Raw genomic sequence first — 15,230 nt, 5'->3', positions numbered from 1 at the left:
TTCGCCAATCTCCAAGGTTTCAAAAGGAGAGCCAGCGGCGAAATTGCTGATCTCCCCCCTTGCGGGGGAGATGTCCGGCAGGACAGAGGGGGGTGGGAAGGATCACGGTTTGCCAGATTATCGGCCTTGTGCGACACCTTTGGGCTGTTCCAGATGACAGTGGCACTCGATCAGCCCGCAACCATTGCCACAAAGCCGGCCAGACATAAGCGCTCCTTTGCCGGCGTCGCACCCTATCTCCAGGCGGCACCGCTGGCGCTGATCCTCGGCGCGTTCCTCCTGCTGCCGATCCTGATGATCGCCGTGGTCTCATTCTGGGACTACGATTTCGCGGCGATGTATCCGGATTTCCTGACCACCAACTACGCCGACACGCTCGGCTCCTGGGTCACCTGGAAAACCTACCTGAACACGCTGAAATACGCCGCCATCGTCTGGGCGCTGACGCTGTTCATCGGTTTCTGGGTCGCCTGTTTCCTCGCCTTCCACATCAGGACCACGGCCATGCAGATGGTGCTGTTCCTTGTCTGCACGGTGCCGTTCCTGACCTCCAACATCATCCGCATGATCTCGTGGATTCCCGTGCTTGGCCGCAACGGCCTGGTCAACTCGACGCTGGTGCAAATGGGGCTGATCCCGAAGCCGATTGAGTGGCTGCTCTATTCCGAATTCGCCGTGGTTCTGGCCATGGTGCATCTCTACACGCTGTTCATGGTGACGCCGATCTTCAACACGCTGATGCGCATAGACAAGTCGCTGATCGAAGCCGCACGCGATGCCGGCGCTTCCGGCTGGCAGGTTCTCTGGAACGTCGTCATTCCGCTCGCCAAGCCCGGCATGGCGATCGGCACCATCTTCGTCGTGACGCTGGTGATGGCCGACTTTTCGACGGTGCAGGTGATGTCCGGCGGGCAGAGCGCCTCCGTCGCGCTAATGATGAAGAACCAGATGTCGCTGCTGCAGTATCCGGCGGCGGCTGCCAACGCCGTCGTGCTCTTGGTGCTGGTGCTGCTGATGGTCGCGGGTATCCTGCGCATCGTCGACATTCGCAAGGAGCTGTGAGGCCATGAGCCGCGACAAGCGCAGCCTTGAATTCTATGTGTTGGCGGCGTTCTTCGCGCTTTTCGTGCTGTTCCTCTACGGCCCGCTTTCGGCGATCCTGATCCTCTCTTTCCAGGGCGAGAATGGCGGTCTGACATTCCCGCTGAACGGCGTCTCGCTGCACTGGTTTGCCAACCTGTTCGAGCGCCAGGCGGTCGGCGACTTCGGCGGCAGCTTCAGGCGCTCGCTCGTCCTTGGCCTGATGGTGATGGTGGTGACTGTTGTCGTGTCGTTGCTTGCCGGCCTCGCCTTCCGGCAGAAATTTCGCGGCGCAACCGCACTGTTCTATCTGGCCGTCGCCAGCCTCGTCGTGCCCTCGATCATCATCAGCCTCGGCATTGGCGTCGTCTTCCAGCAGATCGGCTTCCGCCCCGCCTGGTACACGTCCGCTTTCGGCGCCCATCTGACCTGGACCTTGCCTTTCGGCGTGCTGATCATGTTTGCTGTCTTCAACCGGTTCTCGCCGGCCTATGAGGAAGCCGCGCGGGATCTCGGAGCATCGTCCTGGCAAACCTTCGCCCATGTCGTGTTGCCGATGATCGCACCCAGCCTGATCGGCGTCGGCCTGTTCGGCTTCACTCTGTCATATGACGAGTTCGCCCGCACGCTGATGACCTCGGGCACGTTCAACACGCTGCCGCTCGAAATCTACGGCATGACGACCAATGTGACGACACCGGTGCTCTATGCGCTGGGCACAGTGACGACCGTGTTTTCCTTCCTGGTGATCTTGCTGACGCTCGGCGCGATCGTCTATGTCGGCCGCCGCCGCGAGCGTGCCTGACAGTGCAGATCCTCGTCGTCAATCCGAACACCACCGCCAGCATGACCGAGACTATTGCGGCGGCGGCCCGATCGGTCGCTGCTCAATCGACGACGATCGTTGCCGTCACCTCGTCGATGGGACCGGTGTCGATCGAAGGCTATTACGATGAAGCACTTGCCGTGCCCGGCCTGCTGGTGGAGATCGCTGCCGGCGAACGCTCGGGCGCACAGGCTGCGATCATTGCCTGTTTCGACGACACCGGCCTCGATGCCGCGCGCGCCATGGCCAACATTCCGGTCATCGGCATTTGCGAGGCATCGCTCAGCACGGCCTCGTTCATCGCCCAGCGCTTTACCGTCGTCACCACCACTGGACGTTCGCGCGTGCCGGTCGAAGGGCTGGTGCAGCGCTATGGCATGGCGGGGCGCGCGCGCGTGCGCGCTGCCGATATCCCGGTTCTTGCCCTCGAAGATCCGGCGTCCGGCGCACTCCCCAGGCTGCGCAACGAGATTGCGCGCGCCATAGACGAGGATCGCGCCGAGGCGATCGTGCTCGGCTGCGCCGGCATGGCCGATCTGGCGGCGGCGCTGCAGCGGGAATTCGGGCTTCCAGTCGTCGACGGCGTCGGCGCGGCGGTGAAACAGGCCGAGGCATTGATCGCGCTTGGCCTGACGACATCCAAGCGCGGCGCCTATGCAAGCCCATTGGCAAAGCCCTATCATGGCGCGTTGAAATCCTTCGCGCCTGGTGCCGCCGAGTGATCGCAATGCCCCGAACGATCCGAACGCTCGCGCTTGAAGAAGTGCAAACCCTTGTCGATTGGGCGGCGGCGGAAGGCTGGAACCCCGGCCTCGGCGACGCCGCGCTGTTCCAGGCAGCCGACCCGCAAGGCTTCATCGGCGCCTTTGTCGACGGCGAACTGGCGGCCGGTATTTCGGCCGTTGCCTATGGCGACGATTTCGGCTTCATCGGCCTCTACATCTGCCGGCCGGACAGGCGTGGCCAAGGCCACGGTAAGGCCGTCTGGGATGCCGGCATGGCGCGGCTCGGCAACCGCACGATCGGCCTCGACGGTGTCGTCGAACAGCAGGCCAACTACCGCAGCATGGGTTTTGCATCGGCCTACCGGACGGTCCGGTGCATGGGGTCGCCCAATGTCCCGGCAGCTGCCGGCAACGACATTCGCGCCATAGGGCCGGAGCTCGTGCCGGACATACTGGACTATGACCGCCGCTTCTTTCCCGGCCCGAGGCGATCCTTCCTGGAACACTGGCTGCGCCCGCCGCATATGGCGCTTGCGATCATCAAGGACGGCGCCATTGCGGGATACGGTGTCGCGCGCCAATGCCGGGACGGCTACAAGATCGGCCCGCTCTTTGCCGACGATCTGGACGCGGCAAGCCATCTCTTTACCGCGCTCGCGCACATGTCCGGTCCTGGAAACGTCCATCTCGACGTTCCCGAAACCAGCGGACAATTTGCAGATTTGCTGTCGTCCGCCGGCCTTCAACCGGGCTTCGAGACCGCTCGAATGTACAAGGGAAGGGCGCCGCAGCTCATGCAGTCCGGGGTTTTTGCGATAACGACGCTGGAGTTGGGGTGAGGCGGTGCAGCCGACGTCTAGCGCGCAAGGTCGAGCAACAGGAATACGTGGTCTATTTTTCCTGAACTGAAATGCCGGTATCGTCGATACGAAGTTCCACGCCTTTCGGCTTAGTCTCCTCGCGATAAACGTAAATGCCCAAGGCAATGACGGCGACGACCAAAGCGCCGATGATGAGATAAAGATAGTTCTGCTTCATCCGCTGTCGTTAACAACATGATTTGAGCGAGTCTAGCAGTTCGAGATCAGGACGGCGGACGGACACGCACGATCAGCCCGGTAATCCTAAGCGCGCGGCGAGGGCGAGCTAGCCTGCCTCGTCCAGCCGGTCGCGCAGCATGCTCCAGGGGAGCAACACGTTTGGCGCATGCCGCATCAGGCTACGGAACGGGATTGGCGACGGCGGTCCAAACGGTAGCGGCAAATCCTGAGGCTTTGTTCCATCAGCCCAATCCGCAAGCACCTTGCCCATGGCAGTGGTCATGGCGATTCCGCGCCCATTACAGGCAAAGCCCGCGATCAGGCCGGGGCCGAGATCGACGAGGTGTGGCAGGAAGTCGGGCTCGACTGCAGCCATCCCCGACCAGCTGTATTCAAGCGGCGGGATTTCCTGGAGATGGAGCTGCTTCGCTAGCCGCCGCCAGATCGCCCGCGGCACCCGCGTGTCGGCACCGGGGCCAAAAACATGCATGCCGCCGGTGATCAGCCTGTTTCCGCTGTCGAAGCGGAAGGTGAAAAGATTGCGCCTGGTGTCGCCGACGCCTTGCCCGCCCGGAAGCAACCGGGTGCGTACTTCGCGCGGCAGCGGCGCCGTCGCGATCTGGAAGATTTTCAGCGGGATGTAGGTTCGCTGCAGCGTGCGCTCGAGATGTCCGCCATAGGCGTTGGTGGCGATCAACACTTTTCCGGCGCGCACCGAGCCGGAGGCCGTCTTCAAAACCCAGCCATCCCCTGTGCGACCGATCGATGCAACGCGCGTATGCTCGAAGATGCGTGCTCCGGCTTTTTCCGCCGCGTCGGCCAGCCCGCGCGCATATTCGACCGGGTTGAGGACACCGCCCAACCTGTCCATCCAGCCGCCGAGATAGCCGCGAACACCGGTCAGCTCTTCGACCGCCTGACTATCCAGCCCAACAGTCGGTCTTCCGCGTCGTGCCCATTGCTCGGCGCGCGATCTGGTCTTTTGCAAAGCGGCCGGCGAATGGGCTGGTTGTATCCAGCCGCTCTGGACGGCATCGCATTCGATGGCATGCCGCTTGATCAGGTCGAAGACGAGGTCGGCGCTGCCGGCGGCGAAATCGACAAGGCGTTCGCCGCGTTCGGGTCCGAGCTGGGCAATGATATCGTCCGGGTCCCGCTTGGCAAAATTCGGCACCACGAAGCCGGCATTCCTGCCGGTCGCGCCCCAGGCGATGAGTTCCGCTTCGAGGACGACGACCGAGATGCCTTTTTCGGCGGTGTGCAGCGCTGTGGAAAGGCCCAAGAATCCGCCGCCGACAATCCCCAGATCGACATCGAGTGGGCCTTCGAGGGCGGGCCGTTCGCGGCGATTGCGGCCGACGGCGTGCCAGAGGGAAAGGCCGGAAGACCCGGCAACGTCGATCATGACGTTGTTCCGCTCTCACCCGTAGTCACTCGGACACGCTTGCCGAAGCTTGGACGCCGCGGCCTGCCGCCGAACAGGCCATTCGGCCTGACCAGCAGGATGACGCACAGCATCACGCCGATGGCGACGATCTGCAGCGAGGCGGCGCGGGCCTGTTGTTCGGGCGAGAACAACATACTGGTCAAGGCTCCTGATCCGGCCCATATCGCCCAGACCAGGATGCTGCCGGTGACGGCGCCGATATTGCTGCCGGAGCCACCGACGATCAGCATCACCCAGACCTGGAAAGTCAGCGCCGGCAAATAATTGTCCGGAGCGATGAAGCCGGTGAAATGCGCCTGCAGCGCACCGGCAAGCGCCATGATGGCGCCGCCGACGGCAAAGGCCTGGACGCGGTAGAACCGCGCGCTTTTGCCCAGGGATATCGCGGCCCGCTCATCCTCGCGAAGCGCCTTCAACACGCGCCCCCACGGGCTGCGCGACAGATGCTCCAGCGCGAGATAGACGATCAGCGTCACTACCGAGACGACGGCAAGGTTCGACAGATTGAACAGCAACGGCGTTTCGGCGAGGTCGCCGAAGGGACGCGGGATGAAGCCGATGCCGAACGGGCCGCCGGTCAGCGTCTGGGCATTGAGCGCTACCAGTTGCACGACGACGGCGACGCCGAAAGTAGTGATCGCCAGATAGTCCGATCTCAGGCGCAGCGTGGCAATGCCGGTAATGGCGGCCGCGACGCCGCCAACGACCATTGCACCGAGCCAGCCGACAAGGATAGGCAGACCGAAGCCGCCCAGTCGCGCGGCATCGTCGGGCGTGGTCAGCAACGCCGAGGTGTAGGCGCCGATGGCAACGAAGCCGGCGACCCCGACATTGAAAAGCCCGGTCAGCCCCCATTGCAGGTTGAGCCCGAGCGTGATGAGCGAAAAGATCAGCGCGGTGGTCAGGAAGAAGGCGCCGTAGCCGAGCAGATCCATCAGCGTTCCCTCACTCCGAAAAGGCCGATGGGCCGCACGAACAGCACCGCCATCAGGATGATGAACGAGACGGCCGCCCGCCATTCGGCGCCGATCAATTGCACGGCACCCGCTTCGGCCAGACCGATGATCAGGCCGCCGAGAACGGCCCCGGGCACGCTGCCGATGCCGCCGAGGATGGCGGCCGCGAACATCGGCAGCAGCATCTCGAAACCCATGAATGGGCGGATCTGGATGAGAATGCCGATCATGACGCCGGCGACGCAGGCCAGCGCTCCGCCGATGATCCAGGTGACGCGCACCACCCTGGCGACGTCGATGCCGACCATGCGGGCAAGTGCTGCGTTCTGGCTCAACGCCTGCATCGAGCGGCCGGTCTGGGTCCGCGTCATCAGGAGATGCACGCCGAGCACCAGAACGGCGGTCAGCAGCAGCAGCGCGATCTGGTCGGGGGTAATGCGAATGCCGAAGCCTATCGGCATCGCGATCTGGATGGCCCGGCTGAAATAGGTCGGACGCGAGGTGAAGATGAATTCGAGCAGGCTTCTCAGCGCCATCGAGGCGCCGAAGCTCGCCATCACCACGATGATCGCCTGGCCCTTGGCTCGCAGCCGCGCGAACAGCACCATGTCGAGCGCTAGCGCCAGCAGGCCGGTGGCCGCCATGCCGATGATGAGCGCGGCGATCAGCGGCCAGCCGAAGGAGAGGGGAGCGATCGGCGCGATCTTGCCGAACATCGCGCCGATGGCGCCAACCACGGCGAGCGTCGCATAGGCGCCCCAGGCCATGAAGTCGCCATGGGCGAAGTTCGAGAAGCGCAGGATTGAATAGGTGAGTGTCACGCCGATGGCGCCGAGGCCGATCATCGAACCCGCAAGCAGTCCGTCAACGACAAATTGCAGGTTCATGCCGCGCCTCCTTTCCCAAGTTTGGGGCGGCGCTGGCCAAGGTAGAGCTCGGCGACGACAGGATCGTTCCAGAGCTCGGAGGCGATGCCCTGGTGCCAGTCCTTGCCCTCGACCAGCACATAGGCGCGGTCTCCAATGGTAAGCGCTGCCTTGGCGTTCTGTTCGACCAGCAGGATGGTGACGCCGGACTTGCGGATGCCGGCCAGCATCTCGAACACCATCGCCACGAATTTCGGCGACAGGCCGGCCGACGGCTCGTCGAGCACCAGCACCTTGGGATGGACGATCAACGCCCGCGCGACCGCCAGCATCTGCCGCTGTCCGCCCGAGAGATTGCCCGCGGCCGTTCTGCGCTGACGGGCGAGATCGGGAAAGGCCGCATACATTTCCGCGATGCGGGCAGGGACCTCGCGCGGCTTCAGGATGCCGCAGGCGACCTTGAGATTGTCCTCGACGGACATCAGCGGGAAGATGTTCTCTGTCTGTGGCACGAAGGCAAGGCCAAGGCGGACCATGGTGTGGGCGGGCGACGCCGTGATATCTTTGCCGTCCAGCAGAACCGTGCCGCCGGTGACAGGGACAAGGCCGGCGATCGCCTTGATAAGGCTCGACTTGCCGGCGCCGTTGGGACCGAGAACGACGACGATCTCGCCTTGGTCGACGGTGATCGAAGCGCCGCGCACGATCGGAACGCCAGGCTCGTAGCCGGCTTCGAGATCGCGGACATCAAGTACCGTTTGTCTCATGCCGCGCCCCCGAGGTAGGCCTCGATGACGCGCGGGTCGCGCGCCACCTCGTCCGGGGTGCCTTCGCACAGCAGTTGCCCGCTCGCCATGACCAGCACGCGGTGGCACAGCCGCGTCACCATGTCGATATTGTGCTCGATCAGCAGGAAGGTGATGCCGCGCGCATTGATGTCGCGGATGCGGTCGATAATGATCTCGAGCAGGGTTGCGTTGACCCCGGCCGCCGGCTCGTCGAGCAGGATGATCGCCGGGTCGGCCATCATGACGCGGGCGAGTTCGAGCAGCTTGCGCTGGCCGCCGGAAAGCACCCGCGCCGGTTCATGTGCGAGGCGGGCAAGCGTCACGAGTTCGAGCAGCTCGATGGCCCTCGTCTCGGCCGTCCGCTCTTCGGCGGCGACCCGCCGAGGTGTCAGGAAGTTGGCGAGCAGTCTTTCGCCGGCCTGTCCCTGCGCGGCCAGCATGACGTTTTCGATCAGCGTCAAGTTGGGCAGCGGCCGAGGAATCTGGAAGGTGCGGCCAAGGCCGCGGCCGATGCGGCGATGGGCTGCCTCTCCCGAAACGAGTACGCCATTGAGAAAGATTTCGCCGCTGGTCGGCAGGATGCTGCCGGCCAGCAGGTCGAACATCGTCGTCTTGCCGGCACCGTTCGGGCCGATAAGGCCGAGTATTTCGCCCGGCTGGACGTCAAACGAGACATTGTTGACCGCGACAAGGCCGCCAAAACGCCGGACGACATTTCTGGCTGTCAGAACCGGCGTACGGGTGTCCGCCCTCTGTTGTGCGGTTGTGTCACTCATGGAACCCTCTGGCCGAAAGCGATCGTCGCCGCCTTCTGGTTTTGATTTGTGATCACACTTGCTTTGATCACGCTATTCGGCTTTAATTTCTTCCGCAAGCCGAAAACGGCCAAGACCGGGACTGCCCATGCAGAAGGCCGCCATCGAACGGAACAACGAAACGCTCGCAGCCCAGCTTACGCCGGTCGGCCGCGAGACTGTGCAGGATCGCGTCTATTCGGAGCTGCGTCGCGCCTTGATCGGCGGCCTTTTTGAGCCGAGCCAGGTTCTGACCATCCGCGGCCTCGCCGATGCGCTGGTCACAAGCACCATGCCGGTGCGCGAGGCGCTCGGACGGCTGATCACGGAAAAGGCGCTGGAGGCGCTTCCCAACCGCTCCGTGCGCGTGCCGCCGATCACGCTGGAGCGTATCGACGATCTCTTGCGCGCCCGCTCTTTGATCGAGGGCGAAGCGATCGCGCTGGCCGCCACGCGCATGAACCCGCGCCAGATTGCTTCGGTCGAGGCCATGCTCGGCGAGTGGGACGAGATGCGGGCGCTGAAGCACAAGAAGGACATCGACCGCGAGGCGACGCTCAACCAGAGCTTCCACTTCGAGATTTACCGCTGCTGCGGTTCCGCCGTGCTGATCCCGATGATCGAGAGCCTGTGGCTGCAATCAGGACCCTGCATCCGCGTTGCCATCTATGCCTTTTCGGATGCCGGCGAAGTCGATACCGCCCACTACCATCGCAGCATCGTCGCAGCGCTTGCGAGGCAGGATGCGCAAGCGGCGCGCGAGGCGCTGGTGGCCGACATCAGCCGGCCCTTCGCCTTCCTGCGCGACAAGCTGCAATCGGCGAAAGGCCAGACATGACCATGCCCGCTATCAGGATCACCGAGCCACGCTCGGAGCTTTCGGTGACGGCGCTGCTGTTGCCTGAAAAGGCGCCCGACAACGCTGCCTTCCTGCTGGCCTATCTCGACAAGCCGCGCGTCGTTGCCGGCATCCATGCGATGTGGACGGGGCCGGAAATCTCCTGCCCGGTTCCATCAGCGGATATTGAGGGCCAAGCCTATGCCAGGCCGTTGCCGGCGGAGAATGCAACGCTGACGCCGCAGCCGGGCGACATCGTGCTATCCTACGTGCCGCCCCGCATGTGGGGCGGCAGTCCGAATGCGATTTTCGACATCGGCTTGTTTTATGGCCAGGGGGCGCGCCTGCTGTTCCCGATCGGCTGGCTTGCCGGCAGCGTGGTCGCGCAGGTGCGTCCCGAGGAGCGCGACCGGTTCGCCGCCACCTGCGGTGTGATCCGCCGCAACGGCGCTTGCGATATCACCTTCACGCGTGTGGAGATCTGAATGGCCGGACCAGACGACAGTTTTGAACTCTTCGACCTTCGCGTCGAGGCGGTCATTCCTGAGGGCAAGCCGATCTATTGCGGCGCCAAATCAGGTGATTATTTCGAGCTCAAGGGTGAGATGCTGTCGATGCCGGCGGGGCAGGGTTTTTCGATCTATTCCATCGCGGCTGTGTTGCCGCTTCTAGCAGCAAAGCAGCGCCCGACCCACAGGAACGACTGGATGACGTCGGACGCCGAGATCGCCTGTCCCGATCCCAATTGCGCCAGCCGGCTGCGAATCGTCAGGACCGGCAAGCGGCGGTTCAGTCATTCAGAGACCACGGCGGTGCCGCTGCCCAGGGAGAGTGACCAAAGATGACCGCCAAGGCATTCGAGCTCAGCCCCGGCTACACGATCTCGCGCGTCATTCGCGGCGGCTGGCAGCTTGCCGGCGGGCACGGCGCGATCGACCGCCAACAGGCAGTGACCGACCTGATCGCCACGTTCGACGCCGGCATCCAGACCTATGATTGCGCCGATATCTATACCGGCGTCGAGGAACTGATCGGTGCGGCGCGGCTGCGGCTTGCCAATGAGCGCGGCCTTGATGCAGCCGCCAAAATGAAGGTTCACACCAAGCTGGTGCCTGACCTCGAAAGGCTTTCCAGCATCAGCCGTGACTACATCAGAGGCATCGTCGACCAGTCGCTGCGGCGGCTGAAGACGGAGCGGCTCGATCTGGTCCAGTTCCACTGGTGGGATTATGCGCTGCCCGGTTACGTCGATGCGATGGGTTGGCTCAACGACCTCCGGCTCGAAGGCAAGGTGCGCAATGTCGGCACCACAAATTTCGACACGCCACATTTGGCCGACATCCTGGCCGCTGGCGTGCCGCTGGTCAGCCAGCAGCTGCAATATTCCGTGCTCGACCAGCGGCCGGCCAACAGCCTTGCAGCACTCGCGAAGCAAAACAGCGTCAGTTTCCTCTGCTATGGTTCGGTGGCGGGCGGCTTCCTCAGCGAAAGATGGCTTGATGTCGTTGAGCCGCAGACGCCGCTCGAAAACCGATCGCTGGTCAAATACAAGCTGATCATCGATGATTTCGGCGGCTGGGAGCTTTTTCAGGAGCTGCTTCGCGCACTGAAGGCCATCGCAGACCGCCACGGCGTCGACATCGCCACCATCGCCAGCGCCTGGGTGCTGGAGCAGCCGCAAGTGGCGGCCGTCATCGTCGGCGCCCGCAACCAGGCGCACGCCCTTGCCAATGCCAGAATCATGGACGTCGCGCTCGATGCCGAGGACCGGGCGCGGATCGCTGCCGTGATCGCGCAAAGCCGCGGGCCCCTGGGCGATGTCTACACGCTGGAGCGCGACCGCCACGGCCGCCACGGCTCGATCATGCACTACAATCTGAACGCGGGCCGGATATGAGCGCGGCAATGGACGAGAAGTCCTCTCTGTTTTCCCGCGCGAGCGCCGAGGTCGTCGATCTCCACCGCTTCTTCGTCGACTGGTTCGTTGCAGGGAGCGCGGACAGGGCGGATTTCAGCCGCTTCGAACGCGTCATGAACGAGGGTTTCTGCATGGTTGCGCCGGACGGCCAGATCCTCGATCGCGACGGAGTGCTCGACCACGTCAGGGCAAGCCGCGCTACCTGCGATGACGACTTCACTATTTCGATCGAGGATATCCGGGCCGGCTGGCAGGCCGACGACGCGATCGTCGTCTGCTACGTCGAAACACAGCAGCGCGCCGGCAAGCACAGCCGCCGTCGCTCGAGTGTTGTTTTCACCACCAGTTCATCGGCGCCCAACGGCGTTGAATGGCGACATCTGCATGAAACCTGGCTGCAGATGCCTGAAGGCTGAACAGGCTCAAGACATCAATGAGAGTCGTGTAACGAAAGGGGAACAACAATGAAAAAGACCATACTTCAGATCACCACCGCGCTGGCTCTGCTGACAGCGGCCGGCGCAGCGCAAGCCGCCGACTGCAAGATCACCGTCGGCCTCGTCATGGAACTGACCGGCCCGGCCGGCGAATACGGCCAGGCAGGCGCCAAGTCGGTCGAGATGGCCTTCCGCGACATCAACGATGCGGGCGGCGTCCGCGGCTGCGATCTCGCGACCGATACCCGCGACAGCCAGAGCCAGGGCAACATCGCCGTCGATGCCGCGACACAACTCGTGCAGGTCAAGAAGGTGCCAGTGATCATCGGCGGCATCATCTCCTCGGTGTCGATCCCGATCCTGACCTCGGTCACCGCTCCGGCCAAGATCGTCCAGGTCTCGCCAGCCTCTTCGTCGCCGACGCTGACCGCGCTCGGACGCGACGGCAAGACCAACGGCATTTTCTTCCGCACCATCACCTCGGACGCGCTGCAGGGCGTCGCCGCCGCCAAATACGCCATCGACAAGGGTTTCAAGAAGCTGTCGGTCATCCACGTCAACAACGACTTCGGCGTCAACATGGTGGCAGAATTCTCGCGCGCCTATAAGGCGCTCGGCGGCACCATCGTCTCCGACACGCCCTACAATGAAAAGCAGTCGAGCTATGCCTCGGAGGTGACCGCGGCGATGGCCGGCGAACCGGATGGGCTTTATCTCGTCAGCACGCCTGTCGACGGCGCGACCATCGCCCGTACCTGGATTTCGCAGGGCGGTGTCCAGAAATTCCTGCTCAATGACGGCATGAACAGCCCGGACTTCATCGAATCCGTTGGCGCTGACTATTTGAAGGACGCCTATGGCACGTCCTCGGGCACCAGCCCGACCGCATCGACCGAATATTTCACCAAGAACTACAAGGCGTTTTCGGGCATCGAACCTTCGAACCCGGCGGCCGACCGATCCTATGATGCCGGCGCCATTGTCGGCTTGGCCATCGCCATTGCCGGCTCCGAGGATCCGGCCAAGATCAAGGATGCGATGTACAAGGCAGTCGACCCGGCCGGCACGCCGATCTATGCCGGCAAGGACGAGTTCGCCAAGGCGCTCGGCCTGATCAAGGAGGGCAAGCCGATCCGCTACGAAGGCGTCATCGGTCCGGTCGCCTTCGATAAGTATGGCGACATCACCGGCCCGTTCCGGCTCTGGAAGATCGTCGACGGCAAGGTGACGACCGACGGCGAAATGACGACGGATGACGTCAACGCCTTGCAGGCGAAGCTTCAGTAGACTGCCTATGTCTTGTCCGGCATCGATCCCATTTCATTGAGGTTGATGCCGGACACTTGCAGGTCCTGCTGCCGGTTAGGCCGGCCTGGAAACGACTACCGCACCAGCCGCCGGCATGATCCAGGGGCAGGCATAGTAATCAGTGATGCGATTTATGATCCCGCCGGCGGCTTCGATCCGAACGGGATGGGCCGGCTTCCAACCGTCTTCGCCATGGTGGAGCACGAGCAGCACCGCCTCGCCATCAATCTCGCCAATCGCTATTTTCCAGGCCGTCGAGGCTTTTTCGTATTCGACGAAGTAAGGTGATTCCGACAGCCTGCCCTTGAAGCAATCCGCGACCCGCAATTGTGCGTCGGCGCTGGTCAACGCCCGTACCCCGTCCCAGTCGCGGCGGTTGAACAGTTCGACGTAGCGCCTGAGCAATTCCAGAAGTTCCGGATCGCTTTTGGGCTCCGAACGGACGATTGGCTCGCCCGACAAGGCGGCCAATTTCGAGCGGCCACGGTTCAACGCAGCCTTGACGCCACCCACGGTCGAGCCGACGAGATCGGCGATCTCGTCCAACGAATAGTCGAATACATCCTTGAGCAGGACGCAGGCGCGCTCCTTGGGCGGCAGGTGGATCACCAGCCGCTCGATCGCGCGATCCGCGCCCTGGCCCGCCGGCTCGACCGGCAGGATGATCTCGTCCTCGACGAAATTGGCCTCAGCCTGCTGGCGGACCTGCCGGCTTCGCAGGAAATCGATGCAGCGATTATGCGCGATGCGAAACAGCCAGGGGCGAAGGGCGCTCGCATCGTCCAGCTTCTCGATCTTCCGATAGGCCTCGAATAGCGCTTCCTGCATGACGTCTTCGGCGTCAAGCGCCGAACCGGTCATGCGTGCGCAGTAGCGGTGCAGCCGTCCACGCAAATGCGCGACCGTCTCCAGGAAGCCGGCGTAGCGGACGTCGAAAAGCCGGGTCGGGTCAAGTCTTGGCTGCATCTTCATGGTACACGATCATAGCGGGACATAGGTCAGCGTAATCACGCCGTTCTTGAAACGGTGCGTATCTATAAGCTCCAGCTTGACCAGGGACGGGTCGACATCCTGGAAAGCGCGTTTGCCTTGGCCGACGCGGGTCGGCACGATCGAGAGTTGATACTCGTCGACAAGCCTGTTGGCGAGCAGCGTCTGGTCGAGATTGCTCACTCCATACTTCAATATGTTGCCGCCGGTTTGCTGCTTGATCCTGGCGATTTCGGCAGCGACGTCGCCTTCGATCAGCGACGCGTTCCAGCTCACTGCCTTGAGGCTGCGCGACGCGACGAGCTTCTTCAGCCCGTTCATGCGGTCCATGTACTTGCTGCCTTTGACCTGCGGCCAGCGCGCCGAAAACATTTCATAGGTGACGCGGCCGAGCAGGAAAAAATCCGCCTCGCCGGCCTTTTCATAGGAGTGCTCCTTCATCTCCTCGTCGAAGAAGGGTGACGCCCATTCCATTGGTGCCTCGATGACGCCGTCCAGCGAAATGAAGCTGCCCACGATCAATTTTCTCATCGCGTGTCTCCGGTTGCGCAACAGACATCCCGTCGCACCCAAGGAACCGGCGAAAACGAAACCGACCCGATGGATGACCACAGGATGCAGTGTCTAAGACGTTCCCGGTTCGACTTTGGATACGCGTTAGGATCGTTTGAGTTAATAGAGTGGCTTGGCCATGTGCCGGGGCGTCGGCCACTCCGTCGTAATCCCCGGCTGCACCGGCCGCTCGAGATAGGTCGAGAGCACGACGTAGCTTCGCGTCGAGGTGACGCCGGGTGTTTCGTAGAGGCGCGACAGCAGGCCTTCGAGTGCCCGCGTGTCCTCGGTGCGGACCTTGATCAGCATGCATGTGTCGCCGGCCACCGAATGGATCTCCTCGACTTCGGGGTGTTCGGAGATTGCCATCAGCTCGGGCGTCTTTCCCCACCCCTTGGTGTCGATATGGACGAAGGCAAGCAGCGGCTTGTGCACCGCCTTGGGATCGATGATGACCGCGGTGTTGCGGATGGCGCCGCTGCGCCGCAGGCGCTTGACGCGTTCATGGGCTGCCGGCGGTGAAAGGCCGACGCGGTCGCCGAGCTCGGCATAGCTGATCGTGGCGTCGTCGACCAGAACGCCTAATATTTTTCGGTCGGTTGCATCGATATCGCGGGCGGCAGGCCTGTTCTGCGGAATGCCATCTGTTTCTTCATCCATATTAA

At 63.1% G+C, this 15,230-nt stretch carries 19 protein-coding genes; 10 read left to right on the top strand and 9 right to left on the bottom strand.

Going from position 1 to position 15,230, the window contains the following annotated elements; all coding sequences use genetic code 11:
• Positions 1-153 precede the first annotated feature (153 nt).
• From NKH70_RS04495 to NKH70_RS04480, 4 genes are read left to right on the top strand one after another with little or no spacing between them, the layout of a single operon-like run.
• Entirely contained in the window at positions 154-1,062 is a 909-nt protein-coding gene (locus NKH70_RS04495) for an ABC transporter permease (RefSeq protein WP_353024847.1), read from the top strand.
• A 4-nt stretch (positions 1,063-1,066) separates the two neighbouring features.
• A complete protein-coding gene (locus tag NKH70_RS04490) occupies positions 1,067-1,885 on the top strand; it encodes an ABC transporter permease (protein ID WP_352717797.1) in 819 nt (272 codons plus the stop codon).
• 2 nt (positions 1,886-1,887) lie between these two features.
• Complete coding sequence (locus tag NKH70_RS04485; RefSeq protein WP_352717798.1) at positions 1,888-2,628, top strand: aspartate/glutamate racemase family protein; 741 nt, start codon at positions 1,888-1,890, stop codon at positions 2,626-2,628.
• Positions 2,629-2,633: 5 nt separating this feature from the next.
• On the top strand, positions 2,634-3,470 hold the full coding sequence (locus NKH70_RS04480; RefSeq protein ID WP_352717800.1) for a GNAT family N-acetyltransferase: 837 nt from the start codon (positions 2,634-2,636) through the stop codon (positions 3,468-3,470).
• A 52-nt stretch (positions 3,471-3,522) separates the two neighbouring features.
• On the opposite strand, the gene NKH70_RS04475 is transcribed toward NKH70_RS04480, so the two are convergent.
• The 6 genes from NKH70_RS04475 to NKH70_RS04450 all read right to left on the bottom strand — a co-directional run bounded on the left by NKH70_RS04475 (position 3,523) and on the right by NKH70_RS04450 (position 8,504).
• Positions 3,523-3,669, bottom strand: a complete 147-nt coding sequence (locus tag NKH70_RS04475) for a hypothetical protein (RefSeq protein ID WP_352717802.1) — start codon at positions 3,667-3,669, stop codon at positions 3,523-3,525.
• Positions 3,670-3,777: 108 nt separating this feature from the next.
• Entirely contained in the window at positions 3,778-5,076 is a 1,299-nt protein-coding gene (locus NKH70_RS04470) for an NAD(P)/FAD-dependent oxidoreductase (RefSeq protein ID WP_353024844.1), read from the bottom strand.
• Positions 5,073-6,056 (bottom strand): branched-chain amino acid ABC transporter permease, encoded by a 984-nt coding sequence (locus NKH70_RS04465; protein ID WP_352717998.1) that lies wholly within the window; start codon positions 6,054-6,056, stop codon positions 5,073-5,075. Before NKH70_RS04465 ends, NKH70_RS04470 begins: the two co-directional genes overlap by 4 nt.
• On the bottom strand, positions 6,053-6,961 hold the full coding sequence (locus NKH70_RS04460; protein ID WP_352717805.1) for a branched-chain amino acid ABC transporter permease: 909 nt from the start codon (positions 6,959-6,961) through the stop codon (positions 6,053-6,055). Before NKH70_RS04460 ends, NKH70_RS04465 begins: the two co-directional genes overlap by 4 nt.
• Positions 6,958-7,707, bottom strand: a complete 750-nt coding sequence (locus NKH70_RS04455) for an ABC transporter ATP-binding protein (RefSeq protein ID WP_352717806.1) — start codon at positions 7,705-7,707, stop codon at positions 6,958-6,960. The genes NKH70_RS04460 and NKH70_RS04455 overlap by 4 nt, the downstream gene beginning before the upstream one ends.
• Positions 7,704-8,504 (bottom strand): ABC transporter ATP-binding protein, encoded by an 801-nt coding sequence (locus NKH70_RS04450; RefSeq protein WP_352717807.1) that lies wholly within the window; start codon positions 8,502-8,504, stop codon positions 7,704-7,706. Before NKH70_RS04450 ends, NKH70_RS04455 begins: the two co-directional genes overlap by 4 nt.
• 127 nt (positions 8,505-8,631) lie before the next feature.
• On the opposite strand from NKH70_RS04450, the gene NKH70_RS04445 reads away from it, so the two are divergent.
• From NKH70_RS04445 to NKH70_RS04420, 6 genes are read left to right on the top strand one after another with little or no spacing between them, the layout of a single operon-like run.
• Positions 8,632-9,360 (top strand): GntR family transcriptional regulator, encoded by a 729-nt coding sequence (locus NKH70_RS04445; RefSeq protein ID WP_352717809.1) that lies wholly within the window; start codon positions 8,632-8,634, stop codon positions 9,358-9,360.
• Positions 9,357-9,845: a DUF3830 family protein gene (locus NKH70_RS04440; RefSeq protein WP_352717810.1), complete on the top strand. Its 489-nt coding sequence runs from the start codon at positions 9,357-9,359 to the stop codon at positions 9,843-9,845. Before NKH70_RS04445 ends, NKH70_RS04440 begins: the two co-directional genes overlap by 4 nt.
• Entirely contained in the window at positions 9,846-10,205 is a 360-nt protein-coding gene (locus tag NKH70_RS04435; protein ID WP_352717811.1) for a TIGR04076 family protein, read from the top strand.
• On the top strand, positions 10,202-11,257 hold the full coding sequence (locus NKH70_RS04430; RefSeq protein WP_352717813.1) for an aldo/keto reductase: 1,056 nt from the start codon (positions 10,202-10,204) through the stop codon (positions 11,255-11,257). Before NKH70_RS04435 ends, NKH70_RS04430 begins: the two co-directional genes overlap by 4 nt.
• 8 nt (positions 11,258-11,265) lie before the next feature.
• Positions 11,266-11,694: a DUF4440 domain-containing protein gene (locus NKH70_RS04425; protein WP_352717815.1), complete on the top strand. Its 429-nt coding sequence runs from the start codon at positions 11,266-11,268 to the stop codon at positions 11,692-11,694.
• Between the two features lie 48 nt (positions 11,695-11,742).
• Entirely contained in the window at positions 11,743-13,002 is a 1,260-nt protein-coding gene (locus NKH70_RS04420; RefSeq protein ID WP_352717817.1) for an ABC transporter substrate-binding protein, read from the top strand.
• 75 nt (positions 13,003-13,077) lie between these two features.
• On the opposite strand, the gene NKH70_RS04415 is transcribed toward NKH70_RS04420, so the two are convergent.
• From NKH70_RS04415 to NKH70_RS04405, 3 genes are all read right to left on the bottom strand, one after another.
• On the bottom strand, positions 13,078-13,995 hold the full coding sequence (locus tag NKH70_RS04415; protein WP_352912852.1) for a sigma-70 family RNA polymerase sigma factor: 918 nt from the start codon (positions 13,993-13,995) through the stop codon (positions 13,078-13,080).
• A gap of 9 nt (positions 13,996-14,004) precedes the next feature.
• A complete protein-coding gene (locus NKH70_RS04410) occupies positions 14,005-14,544 on the bottom strand; it encodes a dihydrofolate reductase family protein (protein WP_352717821.1) in 540 nt (179 codons plus the stop codon).
• A gap of 141 nt (positions 14,545-14,685) precedes the next feature.
• Positions 14,686-15,225 (bottom strand): Lrp/AsnC family transcriptional regulator, encoded by a 540-nt coding sequence (locus NKH70_RS04405; RefSeq protein ID WP_352452390.1) that lies wholly within the window; start codon positions 15,223-15,225, stop codon positions 14,686-14,688.
• Positions 15,226-15,230: the final 5 nt, after the last annotated feature.

It is taken from the genome of Mesorhizobium sp. M0991 (assembly GCF_040318915.1).
Classification (GTDB): Bacteria; Pseudomonadota; Alphaproteobacteria; order Rhizobiales; family Rhizobiaceae; genus Mesorhizobium.
Note: the sequence above shows the minus strand (reverse complement) of the source record. Positions and strands in the feature narration are given on the sequence as shown.

Coding starts and splice junctions, on each gene's coding strand:
- NKH70_RS04425 (WP_352717815.1), top strand. CDS start 11,266: ATGGACGAGAAGTCCTCTCTGTTTTCCCGCGCGAGCGCCGAGGTCGTC.
- NKH70_RS04460 (WP_352717805.1), bottom strand. CDS start 6,961: ATGAACCTGCAATTTGTCGTTGACGGACTGCTTGCGGGTTCGATGATC.
- NKH70_RS04445 (WP_352717809.1), top strand. CDS start 8,632: ATGCAGAAGGCCGCCATCGAACGGAACAACGAAACGCTCGCAGCCCAG.
- NKH70_RS04410 (WP_352717821.1), bottom strand. CDS start 14,544: ATGAGAAAATTGATCGTGGGCAGCTTCATTTCGCTGGACGGCGTCATC.
- NKH70_RS04490 (WP_352717797.1), top strand. CDS start 1,067: ATGAGCCGCGACAAGCGCAGCCTTGAATTCTATGTGTTGGCGGCGTTC.
- NKH70_RS04455 (WP_352717806.1), bottom strand. CDS start 7,707: ATGAGACAAACGGTACTTGATGTCCGCGATCTCGAAGCCGGCTACGAG.
- NKH70_RS04420 (WP_352717817.1), top strand. CDS start 11,743: ATGAAAAAGACCATACTTCAGATCACCACCGCGCTGGCTCTGCTGACA.
- NKH70_RS04475 (WP_352717802.1), bottom strand. CDS start 3,669: ATGAAGCAGAACTATCTTTATCTCATCATCGGCGCTTTGGTCGTCGCC.
- NKH70_RS04440 (WP_352717810.1), top strand. CDS start 9,357: ATGACCATGCCCGCTATCAGGATCACCGAGCCACGCTCGGAGCTTTCG.
- NKH70_RS04480 (WP_352717800.1), top strand. CDS start 2,634: ATGCCCCGAACGATCCGAACGCTCGCGCTTGAAGAAGTGCAAACCCTT.
- NKH70_RS04470 (WP_353024844.1), bottom strand. CDS start 5,076: ATGATCGACGTTGCCGGGTCTTCCGGCCTTTCCCTCTGGCACGCCGTC.
- NKH70_RS04450 (WP_352717807.1), bottom strand. CDS start 8,504: ATGAGTGACACAACCGCACAACAGAGGGCGGACACCCGTACGCCGGTT.
- NKH70_RS04495 (WP_353024847.1), top strand. CDS start 154: ATGACAGTGGCACTCGATCAGCCCGCAACCATTGCCACAAAGCCGGCC.
- NKH70_RS04405 (WP_352452390.1), bottom strand. CDS start 15,225: ATGGATGAAGAAACAGATGGCATTCCGCAGAACAGGCCTGCCGCCCGC.
- NKH70_RS04435 (WP_352717811.1), top strand. CDS start 9,846: ATGGCCGGACCAGACGACAGTTTTGAACTCTTCGACCTTCGCGTCGAG.
- NKH70_RS04415 (WP_352912852.1), bottom strand. CDS start 13,995: ATGAAGATGCAGCCAAGACTTGACCCGACCCGGCTTTTCGACGTCCGC.
- NKH70_RS04430 (WP_352717813.1), top strand. CDS start 10,202: ATGACCGCCAAGGCATTCGAGCTCAGCCCCGGCTACACGATCTCGCGC.